A 21,409-nucleotide genomic window follows, 5' to 3' on the forward strand; every position below is an offset into this window, starting at 1 on the left:
AAGGAGGTGGGAAAATTTGAACTCCGGCAAAAGCACCAAAACTTTTCTCATCCTAACAGTTCTCTTAGCAAGCTTCTTTCTTGGAACGCTAGCATGGCCAGCAGAGAAAGGAGGTAAAGATTCCATGGATTTCAGATTGAAGATAAGAGCCTTTGAGTACGGCAGCAAAATACCATCAAAGTACACATGCGAGGGAGAAGACGTTTCTCCTCCCATTGCGTGGGAAGATCCTCCAGAAGGAACCGAAAGTTTTGTGCTCATCGTCGACGATCCAGATGCGCCATCAGGCACTTTCACCCACTGGATACTATGGGATATCCCTAAAGACAAAAGGTTCCTCGAAGAGGGCACGCAGGAAGGCACCCCTGGAAGAAACGATTTTGGGAAGATTGGATACGGAGGACCTTGCCCACCTAGAGGACATGGACCTCACAGGTACTTTTTCAAGCTCTATGCCATCGATGCCCCATCACTCAACCTCAAGAAGGGTTCGTCTCGCTCCAACCTGGAAAAGGCTATGAAGGATCACATAATAAGAGAAGCAGAATACATGGGCATTTATGAAAGATAAGAGCCATCTAGTAGGCCAGGGATTTTTCCCTGGCCTGGCCAAACTCTCAGTATTCCACCCTTCCCCCACTTCAATTAACAATTAACACATTAGATATTCTCCCCATTTTTCTTGAAAAAATAAACCAACTATATTAGAATATTCTGCCGGTCTGATTACAAAAATTTCAATGTATAATTTAAAAGGGGGGATAATTAAGCATACATTTATATTGTTCTTGCAGCTCTACATCAAGTTGATGAATCAAAAAGGGGGATATTATCGAATATGGATATCAAATCTTACGTGCCAGCAGAAAAATCTATGCCTGAGTACACCGTAAAAGCCTTCGTCATAGGTATTCTTTTGGCAGCCATAATGGGCGCCGCCAATGCGTACCTGGGAATGTTCGCTGGGATGACCGTTTCTGCTAGTATTCCTGCAGCGGTCATATCCATGGCCATTCTAATGGCCTTCAAGGACAAGAACATCCTTGAGAACAACATGGTTCAAACTGCAGCTTCCGCAGGTGAATCCCTTGCAGCGGGCGTAATATTCACCTTCCCCGCCCTGATAGTCATGGGCAAATATACTCAATTCCCCTATTGGTTGGTAACCATCATTTCAGCTCTGGGGGGCTCCCTAGGGGTTCTTTTCACCATCGCACTGAGAAGAGCCTTCATATCGGAGGAGAAGCTCCCATATCCTGAAGGCACGGCGTGTGCTGAAGTACTCATAGCAGGAGATAAGGGAGGAAGCCATGCTAAGCCCATATTCTACGGCGGTTTATTTGGTGGACTCTTTAAGTTCCTAGGAAGTGCAGGACTTTGGTCAAGCACAATAGAGACGGCCAAAATGTTGGGATCCAAGGTGCTCTACTTCGGTAGCGACTTGTCGGTTGCTCTGGTAAGCGTAGGATACATAGTGGGCCTCAACATAGGCTTCTTGGTGTTTCTTGGCGGCGTCATAGCTTGGTTTATAGCCATACCTATTTATGTAGCCAGCACAGGTAATCCCGATGGATTAGGAGCGTTGGACTTGGCATGGACGATCTGGAGCACAAAGATACGATACATGGGCGTTGGAGCTATGGTTGTGGGAGGACTTTTCAGCTTGCTTAAGCTAAGATCACCTATATCAAAAGGCATCAAAGCCGGCCTAGAAGCTGCAAGACATAGGCAAAGCGGCAAGACCCTCCTTAGGACTGAAGAGGACATGCCCATGAACGTAGTCCTCGTTCTAATAGCGGCCTTCATAATTCCGCTCTTCTTCCTTTACACTCATGTTATAGGCTCCATGGGCGTAGCCGCCGCCTTGGCAGTAATAATGCTCATAGTAGGATTTTTCGGAAGCGCCATTGCTGGTTACCTCGCGGGAGTCGTAGGTTCATCCAATAACCCCGTATCTGGAATAACGATAATGAGCCTTCTTTTCACCGCACTGTTGCTCAAGGCGATAGGCATGGAAGGATCAGAGGGCATGGAAGCCACGATCTTGGTAGCTGCAGTAATATGCTCCGCTGCCGCCATAGCCGGAGACACCATGCAGGATTTGGCCACTGGGCACTTGGTGGGGGCAACACCCAAAAGACAGCAGGTTTTCGAGATCGTTGGAACATTTTTCGCAGCCTTGGTGATGTGCCCCGTTCTTAACCTTCTCATACAGGCCTATGGAATCGCCGGAACTGCGACGGCAAAAGAAGGGGCCCTGGCAGCACCTCAAGCCTTCCTTATGGCAAAGGTCACAGAAGGGGTGTTCAAAGGCTCCCTTGAGTGGAAGATGGTCTTCTTTGGAGCAGGTATAGCGGTCGCTCTGATAATCATCGACGAGATACTCGCTTCCAAGAAAGCTAAGTTTAGAACTCCTGTAATGCCTGTAGCCGTTGGTATATATCTCCCCTTGAGCCTTGGCGTCCCCATCTTCTTGGGTGGGCTGGTCAAATACGCCGTTAACAAGGCCAAAGGTAACGGTTCAGGGGAAGACCTTGCAGATCCGGGAGTTCTCGCAGCAGCGGGATTGATCGCCGGAGAGGCACTGATGGGTATTATGTTCGCGGCACTAATCGTCCTTGGCAAAGTTCCATCCATCGGCTTCAGCAACGACCTCATAGGCATAGCGCTCATAGCAGCCATAATCGCCTGGCTATTCAAAACCGGTAGTAAAAATAATGCCTGATAAACTTGAGATCTACCTTAACCTTGTGCCAATAAGAAACGAAACAATCAAGCTTGATGAAGAAGAGGGGAGTCCAGTCCTTTTAGTCCCTATGGACTCCCTCTTTGACTTTTTAGCCATTAGACGCCATGGAAGGTATCGTAGATTGAAATTGGATGACCTAGGAGCCTTCGTATGGCGGCTGTGCGATGGAGAAAAAACCGTACGGGAAATAGGAGAAGAAGTGCGTAATATCTACGGAGACTCAGCAGAACCTCTGTATGAGAGATTAATATACTTTCTACTTGAGCTTAAAAAAAGGCACCTTCTGGAGCTAAAATAGACACGAAAAGGTGGTGCTAAAAATGGAAAGATTTGAGAATGTTTACGGCGAAGTCGAAAACTTGAAGGGGGCCATGCTGGAAACACTGGCAGAGATGATAAAAATTCCCGCCATAAGCCCTAATTACGGTTACGAAGGAGAATACGACAAAGCAGAGAAGTTGCTTGAAATAATAAAAGACTGGCCTTTTGACAAGATCGAGCGCTACGATGCTCCCGACGAAAGGGCAAAAAATGGAGTAAGACCCAACATCCTGGCATACTATTATGGGAAAGACCACGATGAAAGCTCCAGGTTGTGGGTGTTGTCCCACCTCGACGTCGTCCCGCCAGGAGATTTGGAGAAATGGACCATAACTGACCCCTTCACGCCTTTGATCAAGGACGACAAAATCTACGGCAGGGGGAGCGAAGACAACGGCCAAAGCATCGTCTCATCTCTATATGCTGTAAAAGCGCTGATGAACCTTGGTTTGCGCCCCAAAAAGACTGTGGTGCTCGCCTTCGTGAGCGATGAGGAGACAGGAAGCGAAAAAGGCCTGAAATGGCTAATGGAAAACCACTCAGAGCTCTTCAGGAAAGATGACCTAGTTATAGTGCCTGACGGAGGCAACGTCGACGGCTCCTTTATAGAGGTAGCGGAAAAGAGCATACTATGGTTGAGGATCAAGGTGGTGGGCAAACAGGTCCATGCAAGCATGCCACAAAAGGGCATGAATGCCCATAGAATAGCGCTGAACCTCGCCTACAAGCTAGACAAGGCCTTTCACGAAAAATACAACGCAAAAGATGAACTTTTCGAACCCGCCATCTCAACCTTTGAACCCACTATGGCATCCAATCCAGCGGACTCACCAAACATTGTGCCAGGAGAACATACTTTCATCTTCGACTGCAGGGTTCTACCTAACTACAAGATAGACGATATCCTCGCAGACGCCCATAACATAGCGGAAGAACTAAAGAAAGAATTCCAGGATGAAAACCTTCCCGAGATTCACTTTGAAGTGCTTCAGAGGCTGGATGCTCCCATACCAACGGATCCAAACTCCAAGATTGTCCAATCTCTCAAAGAGGCTTTAATTAATCTGCGGGGCACGAATCCCAAGATAGGGGGAATAGGTGGCGGAACCTTCGCGGCCCACTTCAGAAAGCTGGGCATTCCTGCCGTGGTGTGGGCGACCTTGGACGAGATGGCCCACCAACCCAATGAATATGCAAAGATTTCAAACATCGTCGAGGACGCAAAAACAATAGCCTATCTAGCCATAAATTAAAGGTGGGGGTACCCCCACCTTTAATTTCTATAATTTCTACTTAGGATAAAAACTACACTATGAAACCTTGTCTTTAAGGGCCTTGGCCGGCTTGAAAGCTGGCACTTTCCTAGCAGGAATGCTTATCGTCTTACTGGGATCCTGTGGGTTCCTGCCCTCTCTGGCCGCTCTCTCCCTAACCTCGAAGGTTCCAAAACCCGCCAGCTGAACCTTCTCCCCTTTTGCCAAGGAAGAAGCTATCTCCTCAAATAAAGCCCCCACGCTCTCTGCTGCTTTTTTGTTGCTCAGTCCAGTCTTCTTGGCAACAATCTGAATAAGTTCGGTCTTATTCAAAGTTTTCCCTCCTTTCAACAGCTAATCGGCGTGATGATTATTACAGCTTCGCCTCATTTCTGCAACCATCTATTTTCAAGAGGTTAGGCACACTTATCCTTAGAGTTCCTCTTCACACGTAAAGATCAGTGCTCAAATATTTCAGGCCTGAGTCACAGACTAAAAACGCGATATTGTTCCCCTTTTCTTTCCCTCGCAGGAGACGAGCAGCGGCGAAAACGTGAGCGCCTGTTGAGAATCCTCCAAAAATACCTTCTATCTCCGCCAAGGCCCTTGCTCCTTCAATGGCCTCGTCATCGGTCACCGTCAAGTACTCATCCACAAGGGAAGGATCCAAAAGAGGCAAATCTCTGCAGTATCCCCCTCCCTGTATCTTATGGTTAGGGTTTCTAATCTCACCTCCGGCAAGATAAGGGGCTGAAGCTGGCTCGATTAGGTAACACCTTATGCCTGGGTCGTGTTTTTTGAGAGCTCTTGCACATCCAACAAAGGTACCTGCAGTGCCCACGAAATCCACGAAGGCATCTATTTGGCCATCAAGGTCCTGCCACAGTTCCTCTCCCGTATGAAGCTCATGAGCCTTTGCATTGGCCTCAAGCACAAACTGATCCGCTCTGAAGGCCCCTAACTCGTTTACTATCTCCTGCGTTTTGGCCTCGACCAAAGCCAAATCCTCCCCAGAGACCTGCCCCGGAATGGAGCCAGGTGCCTGATCTACCAAGACCACCTCCGCCCCCAGAGCCTTCATCATCCTGGCCCTCTCCATTGAGTTACCCTTGGACATGACAGCCACAAAGGGATAACCCTTAACAGCGCAAACAATGGCAAGGCCAGTACCTGTATTGCCACTAGTAAGTTCCACTACTGGCTGTCCCGGCGAAAGCATCCCCGAGGCCTCTGCCTCTTCGATTATACTTAAAGCTATCCTGTCCTTCTTGCTATAGCCAGGATTTAGGTTTTCCAACTTTGCAAAAAGCTGTCCTTCTAGTTCCCAAGCCTTACAAAGCCTGGAAAGCTTCACCACGGGCGTGTTGCCTATGGCTCCCAAAACGCTTTCGTACAACATGCCTATCCCCTCCTTCCTCCTTTTTTCAGCCATTGAACCTTGTAAAGATCGTCCCTTCGGCTCTGTAAGCTTCTTACGCTTCCAGAGGTCCTGAGTTCCTTTATCAAATCTATGTCGAGGTCGGCTATCAATGCCATCTCCGTATTGGGAGTGGCTTCCGCCGCAACGGCATCATGGGGAAAAGCAAAATCGGCTGGGGTAAGGATGGCGGATTGGGAGTACTGAATATCCATGTTCTCCACTTTGGGAATATTTCCAACGCTGCCCGTTATGGCCACGTAACACTCGTTCTCTATGGCCCTGGCTTGGGCGCAATGACGCACCCTGAGGTAACCGTTCCTGGTGTCGGTCCAATAAGGCACCAAAAGGATCGTCATTCCCATGTCAGCCAGTATCCTAGGAAGCTCTGGGAACTCAACGTCGTAGCACACCAATATGCCTATCTTCCCCACATCGGTGTCAAATACCTTGAGTTCGTCTCCTCCCTGCAGCCCCCAGGTCATGTACTCATCTGGAGTTATGTGGAGTTTGTACTGCTTATCCCATGTTCCGTCCCTTCTACACAGGAAACACACGTTGTAGAGGGCTCCGTCCTTATATTCTGGCACGCTTCCGGAGACTATGTTTATGTTGTAGCTCAATGCCATCTTTACGAGGGCCTCTCTCATAGGTTCGGTGTACTGGGCCAGAAGACGCATGGCCTCAGCGGGATCCTTCTGGTCATAGTGGGCTATCAGGGGAACGTTGAAAAGCTCAGGAAACAGAACCAGGTCGGCCTTGTAACCCGAGACAGCATCCACGAAAAACTCCACCTGCTGCATGAAATCGTCAAAAGACGCAAAGAGTCGCATCTGCCACTGGACCACACCCAGGCGAACATAGGTCTTGACCCTTTTTATAAGGCTTTTCTTTTCCTCGTAGTATATGTTATGCCACTCCAAGATAACTCCGTATCCCTTGGACTTGGTGTCCGCTGGCCAGTAACCTGGTACTATCCGCTTGACATGAAAGTCATTGCTCAGCTGAAAAGTTAGAACTGGATCGGTTATCTCCCTGTTTTCGACCATCCTAACGTACTCTCCAGGCTTCATGGACGAAGCATACTTGGCATACCCGGGGATTCGGCCCCCTATGATTATCCCTTTTAGGTTTAGGGTCTCGCAAAGCTCCTTTCTTGCATCGTACAACCTCCGACCAAGGCGCATATCCCTGTAGTCAGGGTGCACAAAGACATCTATGCCGTAGAGATAATCTCCGTCCGGATCATGATTTTTAAGAGTTCCATCCCCCACTATCTGCTTGTAAGTGTGACGATCTCCATATACAGTGGAATCGATGATCAAAGAAAGGGCTGCCGCCACCACGTGCCCCTCATACTCTATGCCAAGTTGCCCCTCAGGAAACCTTTCCACCATGCTCTCAAACTGTTTTTTCGTCCACGCTCCCCCCATGTCGGGGTATATAAGATCCATTATCTTCCTTATATCTTCGTAGTCCTCAACTCGAAGAGTCCTTAGATTTAGCGTGGAATGATCTTTTTCTCTATTGCCCATAAGCACAAAACCTCCAAAGCCCTTTATTTTCCCAGTAATTATAAATCAAAGGCTCTAGTTACACCAATTTAACACGACAATCTCACAAACACACGACGCACTAATCCGGGATTGACAAAATTGACAGACATTGTATCCTTGTATGTAAGGATACGCGCATCCGAAACGGAGGGGAAAGTTGATGGATTCCGTGCTGAAAGCCATTCCTGAGGAGACTTACGTACCAGTAAGGGTCATAGTCTACGAAACTTTACGAGAGGCCATCTTCCGCCGGGAACTCAAAGACGGCGACAAGCTGGTCGAAAGCGAGCTCGCCGAAAAGTTGAAGGTCAGCCGCACCCCTGTAAGGGAAGCTTTACGCATGCTTGAGTCAGAAGGACTTGTGGAAAGGATCCCCCGCAAGGGACTTTTCGTGAAAGGATTGTCCAAGGAGGACATAATAGAGATCTACTCCATAAGGCAGGCGCTGGAAGCCGTTGCCATAAGAGCAGTTTGCAAGAACATCACTGACGAAGAGTTAGCAGAGCTAAAAAAGCTTTACGCACAAATGGAAGATGCATTCGAAAAAGGCGACGACAACAAACTTTCCGCTCTTTCCCAAAAATTCAACGAGGCCATAGTGGCCCCTTCCAACATGCCCCGACTACTCAGTCTTATCACCACGTACCACGAGTATTTAAGCAGACTTAGATCCCTGTCCTTCAGCAGATCCTTGAGAAAAGTTCAAGCCTTGAAAGAGCATGGCCAGATACTCGAGGCAGTATCAGAACGAGACGCTGACAAGGCAGAACGACTGGTAAAAGAACATCTTGAAAACGCCATAAAGACCCTTACCATAGAATTCCCCCAAACAAAGGAAGAACCGTCGAATAACCTTTAGTTTCATTTTTGAATAAATCAAACATCAACCGGAAGGGAGTGATGCAAAAAGCAAGTACCTGGAAAAATAGACAAGGAACAAAAAACAAAAAGGGAGGGCGAAGTTATGAAGGGTAATTTCAAGAAATTGGTTTCGTTGATTTTGATTTCAGCTTTCATGTTATCCCTAGTTGGAGTGGCGAGCGCTGCGTGGAAACCCACCAGGCCCATAGAGATAGTGGCTCCTGCGGGACCTGGTGGCGGTTGGGACACTCTTGCGCGCGTGGTGAAAAAGGCTCTTGAGGAAGAAAAACTTGTGGACCAGCCCATCATCGTCACCAACATGCCTGGCGGCGGCGGATCCACTGGCTGGACGTACCTAAAGGGCAAAAAAGGTAAAGGAGAATACCTTGCAGTCAACTCCAGTTTGATCCTCCTGAATAACTTGCTTGGTAAAAGCAAGTTAACTTTCAGGGATTTCACCGTTCTGGCAAACTTGCAGGCCGAATGGGAGACCATAGCGGTAAAGAGCGATGCTCCCTACTCCGACCTCAAGAGCTTCTTCGAAGCTTTGAAGACTAACCCCGACGACATGCCCATAGGCGTTGGCCCTACCCTTGGCAACGACGACCACATCCAGTTTTTGATGCTGGCCAAAAAATACGGAGTAGATCCAGCTACCGTCAAGTTCGTGGTCTATCCTGAGACCGCAGCTGGCCAGATTCCAGCGCTCCTGGGAGGCCACATAAAAGCCATAACCATAAGCCTTGGAGAGACGCTAGAGCAAGTAAAAGCCGGCAACTTGAAGCTCTTGGGCGTATCCTCCCCAGAACGCCTGGACATACTCCCTGATGTTCCCACCTACAAGGAACAGGGAGTAGATTTAGTGTTCCCCCACTGGCGGGGCATCATGGCCGCCCCTGGCCTTTCCGATGAACAAGTCGCTTTCTGGGATTCAACCCTCAAGAAGATGGTAGAAAGCAAGACCTGGAAAGAGTCCCTAAAGAACCTGGGTTGGGACCAGTTCTACCAGAACGCAGCAGAGTACAAGGCTTACCTAGAGGAACAGGAAAAAGAGATAAAAGACCTTCTGACAAGGGTTGGGTTGATCAAACAGTAAACTCAAAAAGAGCATCGACCTGGAGAGGGTCCTCATACCCTCTCCAGGTTTTAAAGGAGGAAAATGCGGTGACTAAAAACGAGATTTCAGGACTTATGGCGATAATCATAAGCAGCATATACCTCTTGGCTACTTTGCGACTGCCCGAAACTGCCATGGGAGATAACATTGGCCCGAAACTCTTCCCCATTCTGGCAGGCGCCTTGGCCTTTTTGTGTGGCCTTATTCTTTTAGTTAAGGATCTAAGGCAAAAGAAATCCAACAAAGAAATATTTCACCTGGGATTGAAGGAAAACAAGAACATATATATAAAAATAGGAATTACCATATTCCTGGGAATAGCCTATGGCTTCGCGCTGGTTCCATTGGGATATGTAATATCTACTGCTCTGTTCATGCTGCTTGTCACCCGACTCATTAACGGCCCGCGGTGGTTAGAGAATTTACTTTTAGCCCTTGCCTTTCCCGTGGTAACCTACGTGGTCTTCGCCATAATGCTTGGGCTTAGCCTGCCAAGGGGCTTGCTATCGTTTCTTCCCTTCTAACACAAAGAGGAGGTATTTGCTATGGAAAGCATCTTTCATAATCTGTCCATTGGGCTGGACGCAGCTTTAACTCTCACCAACATAACATGGGTATTCATAGGCGGCCTTTTAGGGACAATCATAGGTATGCTCCCTGGACTGGGCCCCGCAACGGGGGTGGCCATCCTGATACCCATAAGTTACGGCATGAATCCCACGACAGCTCTGATAACCATGGCTGCCATCTACTATGGAGCTATGTTCGGAGGTTCCCGTGCATCCATAATGATAAACACCCCAGGGGATGCCTCAGCAATCGTATCCTGCTTCGACGGGTACCCCATGACGAAAAACGGAGAGGCGGGAAAAGCCCTTGCTATATCGGCAATAGCATCCTTCATCGGCGGCATAATAGGAATGATCTTTTTGATCTTCCTGACCATGCCAGTGGCTAACGCTGCCCTCAAGTTTGGCCCAGCAGAGATGTTCTCGCTGATGATATTTGCCCTTACGGCGACAGTCACCTTGTCTCAGGGCAATATGCTAAAAGGGTTCATCGCAATGGCCTTCGGGTTCATGCTCAGCACTATAGGGATTGATCCACAAACGGGCATACTGCGGTTCACCTTTGTGTCAGAGCTGCAAGACGGAATAGACTTCCTGGTCGCCATGATAGGCCTTTATGCCGTAGCTGAGGTATTCAAAAACTATAGCAACCTAGACGCCCATTACACCATAGACTCCAAAAGCATAGGAAGGGTTTGGGTACCTTGGGAAGACTTCAAAAAAACCATAAAACCAATACTCAGAAGCTCTCCGCTAGGATTTCTTATCGGTGTCCTTCCTGGCATGGGTGGAACGGTCGCAACCTTCGTGTCATATGCCCTTGAAAAGACATTGAGCAAACACCCGGAGAAATTTGGGAAAGGCGCCATAGAAGGGTTGGCGGCACCCGAAGCAGCAAATAACGCATCAAGCTGCGGAGCTTTCGTTCCTCTGCTTACCCTGGGCATACCAGGAAGCGGAACCACTGCAGTCATGCTGGGAGCCCTCATGATGCTGGGAGTGAGACCAGGTCCCATACTCTTCCAGATGCACCCCGAAATAGCATGGGGAGTCATCGCATCCATGCTAATAGGAAACATTATGTTGGTACTCATAAATTTACCCCTCGCGGTTCCTCTGGTACAACTTCTAAAGATCCCTCAGAGGATAATGCTCCCCTTGATCCTGGGCATGGCCTTCATGGGAACCTATTTCCTAAATTACAGTTCCTTCGACTTCATACTGGTATCTGTCTTTGCCTTGACGGGATACCTGTTCTGGAAGCTCGAAATACCCATACCACCCCTTGTGCTGGCACTGATCTTGGGAGGTACCACAGAGCAATCCTTCAGAAACGCCATGACAATTGCAGGTAACGATTTGATGTTTTTCGTGGAAAAGCCTATATCACTCACGCTGCTACTCCTTGCTGCAGCTTCGATAGTGTTCTCCATATACAAGCAAAGGAAAGTGGCGAAAAGCTAAATGAAGCTGACGAGATAAAGAAAAACAACGTTACCACGTGTATAATGCATAATATTAATTAAAATGTGGAATATATTTATTGTCTATGCTATAAAATAACACAATTTATATGTTAATTTTGCACAATTTGGGGGTGGTTGGTTTGGGTTACACGGTTTTCGAGAAGGTCTTAAGGTCCCATATTGTATCGGGGGAACTCGTCCCAGGGAAACGAGTCAAGGTCAAAATTGACCAGACCCTGACCCAGGATGCCACTGGAACCATGGCGTACCTTCAATTTGAGGCTATGGGGCTTCCAAAAGTAAAGACGGAACTCTCGGTAAGCTACGTAGATCACAACATGATCCAAGGAGATTTTAAAAATCCCGACGACCACCGCTACCTGCAGGACATAGCGGCAAAGTACGGCATACTCTTTTCCAGGCCAGGTAATGGCATATGCCACCAGGTCCATTTGGAGCGATTCGCCGCCCCAGGGAAAACCCTCCTTGGAAGCGACTCCCATACTCCCACAGCCGGCGGCATAGGAATGGTAGCCATGGGTGCTGGCGGTTTGGACGTGGCCTTGGCTATGGCAGGAGAACCTTTCACCATAACGATGCCCAAGATAGTAAGGGTTCTCTTGGCCGGAGAACTCCCACCCTTCGTGTCCGCCAAGGACGTGATCCTTGAAGTGCTTCGCCGTATCTCCGTCAAAGGCGGGGTGGGCAAGGTTCTGGAATACACCGGGCCTGGAGTGAAATCATTGAGCATACCTGATAGGGCCACCATAACCAATATGGGTGCAGAAACAGGCGCCACGACCTCTATATTTCCAAGCGACGAAGTGACCAGGCAGTGGCTCAGGGCCCAAGCAAGGGAACACCAATGGGTTCCCCTGGAGGCCGATGCTGATGCTTCGTGGAGTGAGACCATAGAAATAAACCTATCAGAGCTTACCCCCATGGTAGCCCAACCTTTTCAGCCGGATAACGTAGTCCCCATAGAGGAGCTGGAAGGAATTAAAGTCGACCAAGTTATGTTTGGCTCTTGCACCAACTCCTCTCTGCGTGACATTTTGTCCATCGCGCACATATTAGCGGGCAAAAGAGTTCATCCTTCCGTGGACGCAGGGATATCACCGGGCAGTAGGCAGGTTATGCTGGAAAGCTGCGCCTGTGGCGCCATGGACGAACTTATATCAGCAGGAGTAAGAATTTTGGAATCAAGTTGTGGAGCCTGCATAGGTATGGGTTTTGCACCACCGACGGAAGGAGTATCCTTAAGGACCATAAACCGCAACTTCTTTGGGCGGTGCGGCCACGCATCAGGCAAAGTCTTCCTTGTAAGCCCAGAGGTAGCGGCGGCTTCCGCTATAACCGGCAGGATAACAGACCCACGAAAACTGGGCATTGAGCCCTTTGAGTTCCGGCAGCCTGAGCAGTTCATAATAGACGACAGCATGATCATAGCTCCCTCTGCCGAACCAGAAAAAATAGAAATCCGGAGAGGTCCCAACATTGCTCCACTACCTGAAATGCCGCCCCTCCCAGAAAGCATCGAAGGGGAGATCCTAATAAAGGTAGAGGACAACATAACCACTGACCACATAATGCCTGCAGGCGCCAAGATACTGCCATTGCGATCCAACATACCTGAAATATCCAAGCACACCTTTGAGGTATTGGATCCAACGTTCTATCATAGAGCGAGGGAAAAAGGCGGAGGCTTCATAGTTGGCGGAGAAAATTACGGTCAAGGCTCAAGCAGGGAACACGCTGCCTTAGCCCCCCGATACCTGGGAATCAAGGCGGTAATAGCCAAAAGCTTTGCCCGAATCCACCTTGCAAATTTGGTGAACTTTGGAATTCTCCCTCTGTTGTTCCATAAGGCTGAGGACTACGAAAAGGTTGACCCCCAGGACGTGCTCCACATAGACGCTAGCACCATCACGACCGATGGCCCCTTTGAGGTGCATAACAGATCCAAGAACGGGTCCTTCCTCGTAACATGCCCACTGTCTGAGGAGGACCTCACGATAGTCAAGATGGGTGGGAAACTCAACTACATAAAAGAAAAGAACAAGTCCAATGCCTAAGAGGAGGGAGATTGAAATGACCAGCAAATTTCAAGGATTGAAACTACAGAAAATAAACTATCCCACTGAGGGAGAGGTAATAAAACGAGACGAAAAAGGCAAAATTAACGTCAATTTCCCAGTTATTCCTTACATCGAAGGGGACGGCATAGGGCCAGACATAACCAAGGCCATGCAACTTGTAGTGGACACGGCCGTAAAGAAGTGCTATGGAGATTCAAATAAGATCCACTGGTGGGAAGTTTACGCCGGAGAGAAAAGTTATAACCTCTTCGGAGAGTGGATACCCGAGGACACCATGGAAGCCATCCGCTATTTCAAGATAGCCATAAAAGGCCCCCTCACCACACCTGTAGGGGGAGGCATAAGGAGCCTGAACGTAACCTTCAGACAAAAACTGGATCTTTACGCCTGCGTGAGACCGGTGAGGCACTTTTCAGGAGTTCCCTCTCCCCTTAAAGAACCCAGTAAGGTAGACATGGTGGTCTTTAGAGAGAACACAGAGGACGTCTACGCCGGTATAGAATGGGAAGCCGAAAGCAAAGAGGCCTTAAAGGTCATAGATTTTTTGGAAAAGGAAATGGGCAAAAGCGTAAGGCCAGATTCAGGCATAGGGATAAAGCCCATATCCATAACTGGTACCAAGAGACTCATGCGAATGGCTCTGAAATACGCCATTGATAACGGCAAAAAGAGCGTCACCATAGTACATAAAGGAAACATAATGAAGTTCACCGAAGGTGCCTTCAGGAAGTGGTGTTACGAAACTGCATTGGAGGAATTCAGGGACTTCGTAATAACGGAGGAAGAACTTTTCAATGAGCACAGAGGCGAAGTTCCGGCAGGAAAGATAGTGATAAAGGACCGAATTGCTGACGCAATGTTCCAGCAGATACTGATCAGACCGGAGGAGTACCATGTGCTTGTGACTCCCAACTTGAACGGAGACTACCTCTCCGATGCTCTGGCAGCGGCGGTGGGAGGCCTGGGACTGGCTCCTGGAGCCAACATGAACGACGAGATAGCTTTCTTTGAGGCCACTCACGGCACTGCTCCCAAATACGCTGGGCTGGACAAGGTCAACCCCGGCTCCATGATCCTCTCGGCTGTAATGATGCTCCAACATCTGGGTTGGAACGAAGCAGCAGAACTGACGGTCAAAGCCATGGAAGAGACCATAAAATCAGGCATAGTGACCTATGACCTAGCACGCCAGATGGAAGGCTCAAAAGAAGTATCCTGTTCTGGCTTCGCAAAGGCAATATGCGAAAAAATGTAATCGACGGGAAGTGGTTGAATGGAACGAAAAGACACCCCTAATAGCGTTACTGCTCAGTCAGGAACCCTTGAATCCTCGGATTGCTTGGTGACTTGTTCGTTACAGGATCACCTTGAAATAGAGTACAAAGGGCCTGACAAGGCAGATCTGTTAAGGGAAAGGGCAGAACAAATTGTAAGAGAAACTGTCTTAAAGTACAAACTCAAGGGGGCTTATGTAACCATACAAGACAACGGGGCCCTAGCCATAACAATGAGAGCCCGTATTGAGACGGCCATAGAAAGATGTCTGGGGGAAAACGACCATGAAGGGCGCTAGGATTTATCGAAGTGCACTATACATCCCTGGCAACAATCCTGGAATGATCCAGCACTGCCCTTACTTTGGCGCAGATTCTGTGATACTAGACCTGGAGGATGCCGTCGCGACTACGGAAAAAGACGCCGCCAGAAAGCTGGTTTCTCTTTTCCTTGAAGCTTTGGATTTTAGTGATACCGGGGTCGTAGTAAGGGTAAACGGTGCTCATACTCCATATTTTGAAAAGGACCTCTGGGCAGTGGTTCCCAAGGCCCCCGATGCGCTGAGGATCCCCAAATGTGAGTCACCGCAGGACATCAAGGCAGCTGACGATATGATAACTGAAATAGAAATCCAATGTGGGATCCCCAAAGGGAAGGTTAAAATTCACGCCATGATAGAATCGGCCCTTGGCGTGGAAAGAGCTTACGAAATAGCACAGGCAAGCCCCAGGGTAGAAGCCTTGACCTTGGGAGGACAAGATCTTCTGGCAGATTATGGGGTCCAGAAGACCAAAGAGGGGCACGAACTATTCTATCCCAGAACCCGTGTGGTATCAGCGGCGAAAGCCTCTGGCCTCTTGGCTTTCGACACCGTATGGACGGACATATCCGACCTTGAAGGATTGAAAAAGGAGAGCAAGATGATCTGCGAGCTGGGCTTCACCGGCAAGGCAGCCATACACCCTTCCCAGGTACCGATCATCCATGACGCCTTCAAGCCCGACTGCAAGGAAGTGCAGAAAGCCAGAAGAATAGTTGAATCATCCAAACGGGCCCTGTCTTTGGGTATCGGAGTGTTCTCCGTGGATGGGCGCATGGTTGACGCTCCTGTAATAAAAAGGGCTGAACATCTGCTCAAATTGGCCGAACTATATCCAGAGTTTCGCTCAAATGAAAGCCAAGGGGGGCGATGTGACCGTGTCTAGAATCATGAACGCCAAGGGAAGAACAGTGCCCACTAGACTCTTCGGCTGGGAGAAGGCCTTTGAACCCTATCAAGGCCCCTTCACCATCGTGGAGAAAAAGCCCATTCGCGAGAGGGCATCTGCCCCCATGAGGGGATACCTCCCCGGGAGAAACAAGGTGGCAGAGAGCCTTAAAAAGGCCATAGAAGCATCTGGGCTGTCCGACGGCATGACCATATCCTTCCACCACCACCTCCGAAACGGCGATGCGGTCCTGCCTATGGTGCTTGATGTAATAGCCTCCATGGGCATAAAAAACCTGACCCTGGCCCCCAGCTCTCTCACAGACGCCCATCAGTGCGTGGTAGACCACATTCGTTCCGGAGTAATTTCGAGGATCACTACCTCAGGACTTAGAGGCAAGCTAGGAGAGGCCATATCCTATGGAGAGCTTCCGTGTCCTGTGATAATTCGAAGTCACGGCGGCAGGGCTAGAGCCATAGAGGAAGGTTCCATCAACATAGATGTGGCATTCATAGCAGCGCCTTCTGCCGACAGGGAGGGAAACGTCACGGGAGCAATGGGACCGGAAGGCTGCGGTTCCTTGGGGTATGCCATGGTGGATGCCAGATACGCAAGGCATGTAATCGCCATAACTGACAACCTAGTACCCTACCCGCTGGTTCCCAAGATCTCCATACCCCAAAACCAGGTGGATCAAGTAGTCGTAGTGGATAAGATCGGCGATTCAACCAAGATAGCTACTGGCGCTGCAAGGATCACTAAAAACCCGGTGGATCTCAGGATAGCTAAAAATGCTTTCGATCTGATATGCGCCTCAGGCCTTCTCGAAGAGGGTTTTTCCTTTCAGGTCGGAGTTGGAGGCGCTAGTCTGGCTGTTGCATCCTTCTTGAGAGAATACATGATCGAGAAGAACATAAAAGGTGGCTTCGGATTAGGGGGCATAGGTGGCTACATGGTTGAGCTTTTGAGGGAAGGGTTGTTCGAGGCCCTTTTCGACGTCCAAAGCTTCGATGCAAGCGTAACAGAGTCCATACTCAATAATCCTCTTCACATTGAGATAGATCAGTCCCAGTACGCCAACCCCTTCGTGGATTGCATGGTGAACCTCCTGGACGTGGTGGCCCTGGCGGCCCTGGACGTGGACGTAGATTTCAACGTCAACGTCCTCACAGGCAACGATGGAATAATAAGGGGAGCATCGGGAGGGCATTGCGACACCGCCGCTGGGGCTAAGCTGGCCGTAGTTTTGGCCCCTTCGTTCAGAGGCGGGATCCCAACGATCAAAGATAGGGTGCAAACCATTGTGACCCCCGGAGAGACAGTAGACGCGATAGTAACCGAAAGAGGCATATGCATAAACCCAAGACGAGAGGACCTGCTGGAAAGAGCCTTAAAAGCCAACCTCCCAGTGAAGGACATAGGCAAACTCAAGGAGGAAGTTGAGAGGCTCACAGGCAAACCTAAGACACCGGAGTTTGACGAAGAAAAGATAGTAGCTGTCGTAGAGTACAGGGATGGCACCCTGATAGATTCCGTATACGCCCGCAAAAGGTGAAGCCTTCACCAAAGTTAAGGGGGCGGGAATTCCCGCCCCCTTAACTTTGGTCTGCATTACTGAACGAAAACTGGATTTATGTTAAACCCTATGTACATTCGCCGCCTGCGGACCCTTTTCCCCCTGGACTACCTCAAACTCAACCCTCTGACCTTCGCTAAGGGTCTTAAAGCCATCCATCTGGATCGCGCTGAAATGAACAAATACGTCGTTTCCTTCGTCGCTCGTGATGAACCCATAACCCTTAGACTCGTTGAACCACTTGACTGTTCCTTGCATTTCCAATACTGCCTCCTAACATAAAAATACGCCGATGTGCACTATCGACATGGAAACATTAATATAAAACAAGCACCTTTGTCAATGGACTACAACAAACTTTGCATGCTATCATTGCAAATAACTCAGAACAGGGGGGATAACATGAAAAAATATCTCAGGTTTCTGCTTGATGGAAAGGTAAAGGAAGCTATAAGCCCCGATGGTAAGAACGTCTATGCCCTTGAAGGCAACATATTTGGAGATCACAAAATGGGCGAACTCCTATGCCAAGTGGATGACATCCAATCATGGCTACCTCCCACTAGCCCTACGAAGGTCGTGGCGGTAGGGCTGAACTACAGGGATCACGCAGAGGAAACAGGATACCCCATACCTAAGGAACCCTTGCTATTTCTCAAGCCCTCCACCTGCGTGATAGGCCACAAGCAAACTGTGGTACTACCAGAAATGTCCAAAAGGGTAGACTATGAGGCGGAACTTGCCATAGTGATATCCAAGACCACCAAGGCCATAGAACCCAAGGAGGCAATGGATCATATCCTTGGATACAGCTGCTTCAACGACGTGACCGCAAGAGACCTTCAAAGCTCTGATGGCCAGTGGACCAGATCCAAGTCTTTCGACACCTTTGGCCCCTATGGCCCTTGGGTGGAAATGGAAATAGACCCGTCCAATCTAGATATTCAAATGATCAAAAACGGCAATGTGGTTCAAAGTTCCAATACAAGACACTTCATCTTCTCCGTCCCGGAACTTGTTAGCTACATATCTCAGGTCATGACCCTACTCCCAGGAGACGTGATAATAACAGGAACCCCTTCAGGTATAGGGCCCGTAGAACGTGGCGACGTAATGGAGGTCTATGTAGAAGGAATTGGAAGGCTGATAAACTTCGTCAGTTGAAAAGTTTGGAATTCTTCAACTTGTGATAAAATTGAGCCAAAACCTTAGGCAACTAGGTAAAGTGAGGTCCTATAAATGAGCATGACCCTGCCCCACAGCGAAAACAGTAAGCCCTATAGATCTTATGTATCGAGCAAGTCAAGTGATTACTGGAAGGCTTTTGAAGATGTTACAAGCATAATGCAAGCTATGGTACACGGTAAGGATTTCCAGCCTTCCATGATTGAACTGCTTGAAAAAACTGGGCGTTTCCTTGGAGCGGGGAGGGCTTATCTTTTTTCTTACGATACACACACAAACACAGTATCGTGTATAAGCGAATGGACCGCTTCGGAAGTCCCTCCACAAAAAAGCAGGTTACAGAATGTTGAAATAACCCCCTACACCTGGGGTTTAGAGCAAATGGAGAAATTAGAATCGGCAGGGGAAATATTCTTATTCAGCACCTCAGCGTTTTCAAGACTCGCAAAAAAAGATGCAGAAAGCATGAAAAGATTGCTCGCCCCTGACACAAAATCCTTAATAGTTGCAAAAGTGGGAAGCAAAACCACTTTAGGCTACATTGCCTTTTCTTTTATAGAACGAACCAAAGAAGGACTCCAACGGGAAGAAATAGAGCTACTTGCACACGTTAAAAACCTGGCAGAATGTGCTCTAAGCTTTAACGCGACGAAAGATCAAGCTTACAAGAGGGGGCGAAGGCTTGAAACAATAGTGAACAACGCAAACCTTCTAGTTTGTTGTTTTGATAAGGACGGTAAGTTTACATACGTGAACGACGCTTACTGTGAATACTTTGGCATAAAAAAAGATGAAATATTAGGGATAAACGCATTCAACATCATAAGGAACGAGAAAGCAAGACAACAAGTGATAGCCAATTTCCTGTCCCTTACACCATCAAACCCTACTATAACCCACGAATACCGGATGCGCCTGAAAGACGGATCCTTGAGGTGGCACAAGTGGATTGACACAGCACTTTTCGATGAACAAGGTAACGTACTAGAATACCAATCCGTCGGAGTGGACATAACAGAACAAATAATCACCCAACAAAACCTAATCAGCACACTTGAAAAACTTCATCGAACCTATAAAAGAACCATAGAGGCCATGGGTAAAATATTAGAAATCAAGGATCCCTACACTGCATCCCACCAGAAGAAGGTCGCCCTAATATCAGAAAGCATAGCCAAAGAAATGGGGCTTGGAAAGGAAGAGACAGAGCAGATATACCTGGGAGCATTGGTCCACGACATAGGTAAAATATACATCCCTTCCGAGCTTCTGAGCAAGCCAGGAAAGCTTTCAGAATTGGAGTTTCAATTAATTAAAGACCATACCACCAAGGGGGAAGAGATTTTACGCCCTATATCAGAGGATTTACCCATATGGGAAGTGGCTTTATATCACCACGAAAGGATGAATGGAAGCGGTTACCCTCATGGCCTAAAGGGCAAAGACATTCCCTTGAGCGCAAGGATCGTGGCTGTGGCGGACGTGGTGGACGCAATGTCGTCCCACCGCCCATACCGTGCAGCCTTCTCTATTGAGCACGCAATTGAAGAGCTCAAGCAAAATGCAGGTACCAAATACGATCCAGAAGTAGTCAAGATTTTTATAAAACTCTTCGAAGAGGGCAGGCTCCCTCTATAAATCCACAAAAATAAAGGCAAGAGGGAGGATTTTTTCCCTCTTGCCTTTGGCGTACTTATCTTTTTCTTAATCCTTATACGCTATTACCTCAATCTCCACCAAGGCGTCCTTAGGAAGCCTTGCGACTTCCACAAAAGCTCTGGCTGGGAAGTTAGAGGTGAAAAATCTACCATATACTTCGTTCACTGCCTTGAAATCATCCATGTTCTTGGCAAAAACTGTAGCTTTCACCACGTCCTCAAGACCGTACCCTTCGGCTTCCAGAATGGCCTTTATATTTTTCAGCACCTGTTCAGCCTGAGTTGGAGCATCGTTTCCTACCATTTCTCCGGTTTTAGGATCCAGCGGCACTTGCCCCGACACAAAAAGGAAATTACCCACCCTTACTGCCTGACTGTAGGGCCCTAGCGCCGCTGGTGCATTCTCTGTCTTCACTATCTTCTTCATCGTATCAATTCCTCCTTATTAAAATTTTAAGTTTACGAACTTCTCCACCTGGGCCTTTATAGCTTGCTCGGTTGGAAGCCTTTCCATGCTGCTGGCACCATAGAATCCATGAACGTACTTGCAGCGCTTGAATACATAGTCGGCATCCTCCGGCATAGCTATAGGACCGCCGTGACACAAAACAATTATATCCTCCCTTACGCTTCTTGCAGCCTCCGCCCACTCGTCTATAAGCTTTACGCACTCATCAAGGGTCTTGGCCGTCTTGGCGCCTATGCTTCCTTTAGTGGTAAGCCCCATGTGGCACACTATTATATCCGCTCCGGCCTTGGTCATCTCCACTGCATCCTCGGCACTGAACACATACGGTGTGGTTAAAAGGCCCTTCTCGTGGGCCTTCCTTATGGCCTCAACTTCAAGAGCATATCCCATGCCCGTTTCCTCCAGGTTCTGTCTGAACACACCATCTATCAGCCCGACAGTTGGGAAGTTCTGCACACCAGCAAAACCTAAGGATACCAGCTCACCTAGAAAGTGGTCCCATATCACAAAGGGATCTGTTCCATTTATCCCTGCAAGCACGGGAACATTTTTCACTACCGGAATGACCTCCCTGGCCATCTCTTTCACTATCTCATTGGCATTGCCATATGCCAGAAGCCCTGCCAACGA

21 protein-coding genes are annotated in these 21,409 nt (G+C 48.5%); 15 read left to right on the forward strand and 6 right to left on the reverse strand.

Going from position 1 to position 21,409, the window contains the following annotated elements; all coding sequences use genetic code 11:
• The first annotated feature begins 124 nt into the window (after positions 1-124).
• From V7Z69_RS07770 to V7Z69_RS07785, 4 genes are all read left to right on the forward strand, one after another.
• Positions 125-571: a YbhB/YbcL family Raf kinase inhibitor-like protein gene (locus V7Z69_RS07770; protein WP_334139476.1), complete on the forward strand. Its 447-nt coding sequence runs from the start codon at positions 125-127 to the stop codon at positions 569-571.
• 267 nt (positions 572-838) lie between these two features.
• Entirely contained in the window at positions 839-2,725 is a 1,887-nt protein-coding gene (locus V7Z69_RS07775) for an OPT family oligopeptide transporter (RefSeq protein ID WP_334139477.1), read from the forward strand.
• On the forward strand, positions 2,718-3,047 hold the full coding sequence (locus V7Z69_RS07780; protein WP_014163798.1) for a PqqD family protein: 330 nt from the start codon (positions 2,718-2,720) through the stop codon (positions 3,045-3,047). Before V7Z69_RS07775 ends, V7Z69_RS07780 begins: the two co-directional genes overlap by 8 nt.
• 22 nt (positions 3,048-3,069) lie before the next feature.
• Complete coding sequence (locus tag V7Z69_RS07785; protein WP_014163799.1) at positions 3,070-4,323, forward strand: M20 family metallo-hydrolase; 1,254 nt, start codon at positions 3,070-3,072, stop codon at positions 4,321-4,323.
• A 57-nt stretch (positions 4,324-4,380) separates the two neighbouring features.
• Here V7Z69_RS07785 and V7Z69_RS07790 read toward each other — a convergent pair whose 3' ends face one another.
• From V7Z69_RS07790 to V7Z69_RS07800, 3 genes are all read right to left on the reverse strand, one after another.
• Positions 4,381-4,656: an HU family DNA-binding protein gene (locus V7Z69_RS07790; protein ID WP_014163800.1), complete on the reverse strand. Its 276-nt coding sequence runs from the start codon at positions 4,654-4,656 to the stop codon at positions 4,381-4,383.
• A 112-nt stretch (positions 4,657-4,768) separates the two neighbouring features.
• Complete coding sequence (locus V7Z69_RS07795) at positions 4,769-5,722, reverse strand: PLP-dependent cysteine synthase family protein (RefSeq protein WP_014163801.1); 954 nt, start codon at positions 5,720-5,722, stop codon at positions 4,769-4,771.
• Between the two features lie 2 nt (positions 5,723-5,724).
• Positions 5,725-7,275, reverse strand: a complete 1,551-nt coding sequence (locus V7Z69_RS07800; protein WP_014163802.1) for a carbon-nitrogen hydrolase family protein — start codon at positions 7,273-7,275, stop codon at positions 5,725-5,727.
• A 181-nt stretch (positions 7,276-7,456) separates the two neighbouring features.
• Here V7Z69_RS07800 and V7Z69_RS07805 point away from each other — a divergent pair, with 181 nt between their 5' ends.
• From V7Z69_RS07805 to citF, 9 genes are all read left to right on the forward strand, one after another.
• The gene (locus V7Z69_RS07805; RefSeq protein ID WP_014163803.1) at positions 7,457-8,155 is read left to right on the forward strand and encodes a GntR family transcriptional regulator; all 699 of its coding nucleotides are present in this window, start codon (positions 7,457-7,459) and stop codon (positions 8,153-8,155) included.
• Positions 8,156-8,260: 105 nt separating this feature from the next.
• Positions 8,261-9,253, forward strand: a complete 993-nt coding sequence (locus tag V7Z69_RS07810; protein ID WP_334139478.1) for a Bug family tripartite tricarboxylate transporter substrate binding protein — start codon at positions 8,261-8,263, stop codon at positions 9,251-9,253.
• 68 nt (positions 9,254-9,321) lie between these two features.
• On the forward strand, positions 9,322-9,798 hold the full coding sequence (locus V7Z69_RS07815; RefSeq protein WP_334139479.1) for a tripartite tricarboxylate transporter TctB family protein: 477 nt from the start codon (positions 9,322-9,324) through the stop codon (positions 9,796-9,798).
• Between the two features lie 21 nt (positions 9,799-9,819).
• A complete protein-coding gene (locus V7Z69_RS07820; RefSeq protein ID WP_014163806.1) occupies positions 9,820-11,307 on the forward strand; it encodes a tripartite tricarboxylate transporter permease in 1,488 nt (495 codons plus the stop codon).
• Between the two features lie 133 nt (positions 11,308-11,440).
• The gene (locus V7Z69_RS07825) at positions 11,441-13,384 is read left to right on the forward strand and encodes an aconitate hydratase (RefSeq protein WP_334139486.1); all 1,944 of its coding nucleotides are present in this window, start codon (positions 11,441-11,443) and stop codon (positions 13,382-13,384) included.
• 16 nt (positions 13,385-13,400) lie between these two features.
• A complete protein-coding gene (gene icd / locus V7Z69_RS07830) occupies positions 13,401-14,663 on the forward strand; it encodes an isocitrate dehydrogenase (NADP(+)) (protein ID WP_334139480.1) in 1,263 nt (420 codons plus the stop codon).
• Positions 14,664-14,681: 18 nt separating this feature from the next.
• On the forward strand, positions 14,682-14,981 hold the full coding sequence (locus tag V7Z69_RS07835) for a citrate lyase ACP (RefSeq protein ID WP_334139481.1): 300 nt from the start codon (positions 14,682-14,684) through the stop codon (positions 14,979-14,981).
• The gene (locus V7Z69_RS07840; protein WP_334139482.1) at positions 14,968-15,888 is read left to right on the forward strand and encodes an HpcH/HpaI aldolase/citrate lyase family protein; all 921 of its coding nucleotides are present in this window, start codon (positions 14,968-14,970) and stop codon (positions 15,886-15,888) included. The genes V7Z69_RS07835 and V7Z69_RS07840 overlap by 14 nt, the downstream gene beginning before the upstream one ends.
• Positions 15,854-17,446 (forward strand): citrate lyase subunit alpha, encoded by a 1,593-nt coding sequence (citF, locus tag V7Z69_RS07845; RefSeq protein WP_416376422.1) that lies wholly within the window; start codon positions 15,854-15,856, stop codon positions 17,444-17,446. Before V7Z69_RS07840 ends, citF begins: the two co-directional genes overlap by 35 nt.
• A gap of 81 nt (positions 17,447-17,527) precedes the next feature.
• On the opposite strand, the gene V7Z69_RS07850 is transcribed toward citF, so the two are convergent.
• Entirely contained in the window at positions 17,528-17,725 is a 198-nt protein-coding gene (locus V7Z69_RS07850) for a cold-shock protein (protein ID WP_014163812.1), read from the reverse strand.
• A gap of 144 nt (positions 17,726-17,869) precedes the next feature.
• Here V7Z69_RS07850 and V7Z69_RS07855 point away from each other — a divergent pair, with 144 nt between their 5' ends.
• Both V7Z69_RS07855 and V7Z69_RS07860 read left to right on the forward strand, forming a co-directional pair.
• Positions 17,870-18,631, forward strand: coding sequence for a fumarylacetoacetate hydrolase family protein (locus V7Z69_RS07855; RefSeq protein WP_334139483.1), 762 nt, complete (start codon positions 17,870-17,872; stop codon positions 18,629-18,631).
• A gap of 75 nt (positions 18,632-18,706) precedes the next feature.
• Positions 18,707-20,290, forward strand: a complete 1,584-nt coding sequence (locus V7Z69_RS07860; RefSeq protein WP_334139484.1) for an HD domain-containing phosphohydrolase — start codon at positions 18,707-18,709, stop codon at positions 20,288-20,290.
• Between the two features lie 66 nt (positions 20,291-20,356).
• Here the strand turns inward: V7Z69_RS07860 and V7Z69_RS07865 are convergent, their stop codons facing one another.
• Together V7Z69_RS07865 and V7Z69_RS07870 are read right to left on the reverse strand one after the other, a co-directional pair.
• Positions 20,357-20,737: a RidA family protein gene (locus tag V7Z69_RS07865; RefSeq protein ID WP_014163816.1), complete on the reverse strand. Its 381-nt coding sequence runs from the start codon at positions 20,735-20,737 to the stop codon at positions 20,357-20,359.
• Between the two features lie 18 nt (positions 20,738-20,755).
• Positions 20,756-21,409, reverse strand: a 654-nt coding sequence (locus V7Z69_RS07870) for a phosphoenolpyruvate hydrolase family protein (protein ID WP_334139485.1), incomplete at its 5' end; no start/stop codon positions are given.

Origin of the sequence: Thermovirga lienii (assembly GCF_036847465.1) — a bacterium.
GTDB classification, from domain to species: Bacteria; Synergistota; Synergistia; order Synergistales; family Thermovirgaceae; genus Thermovirga; species Thermovirga lienii.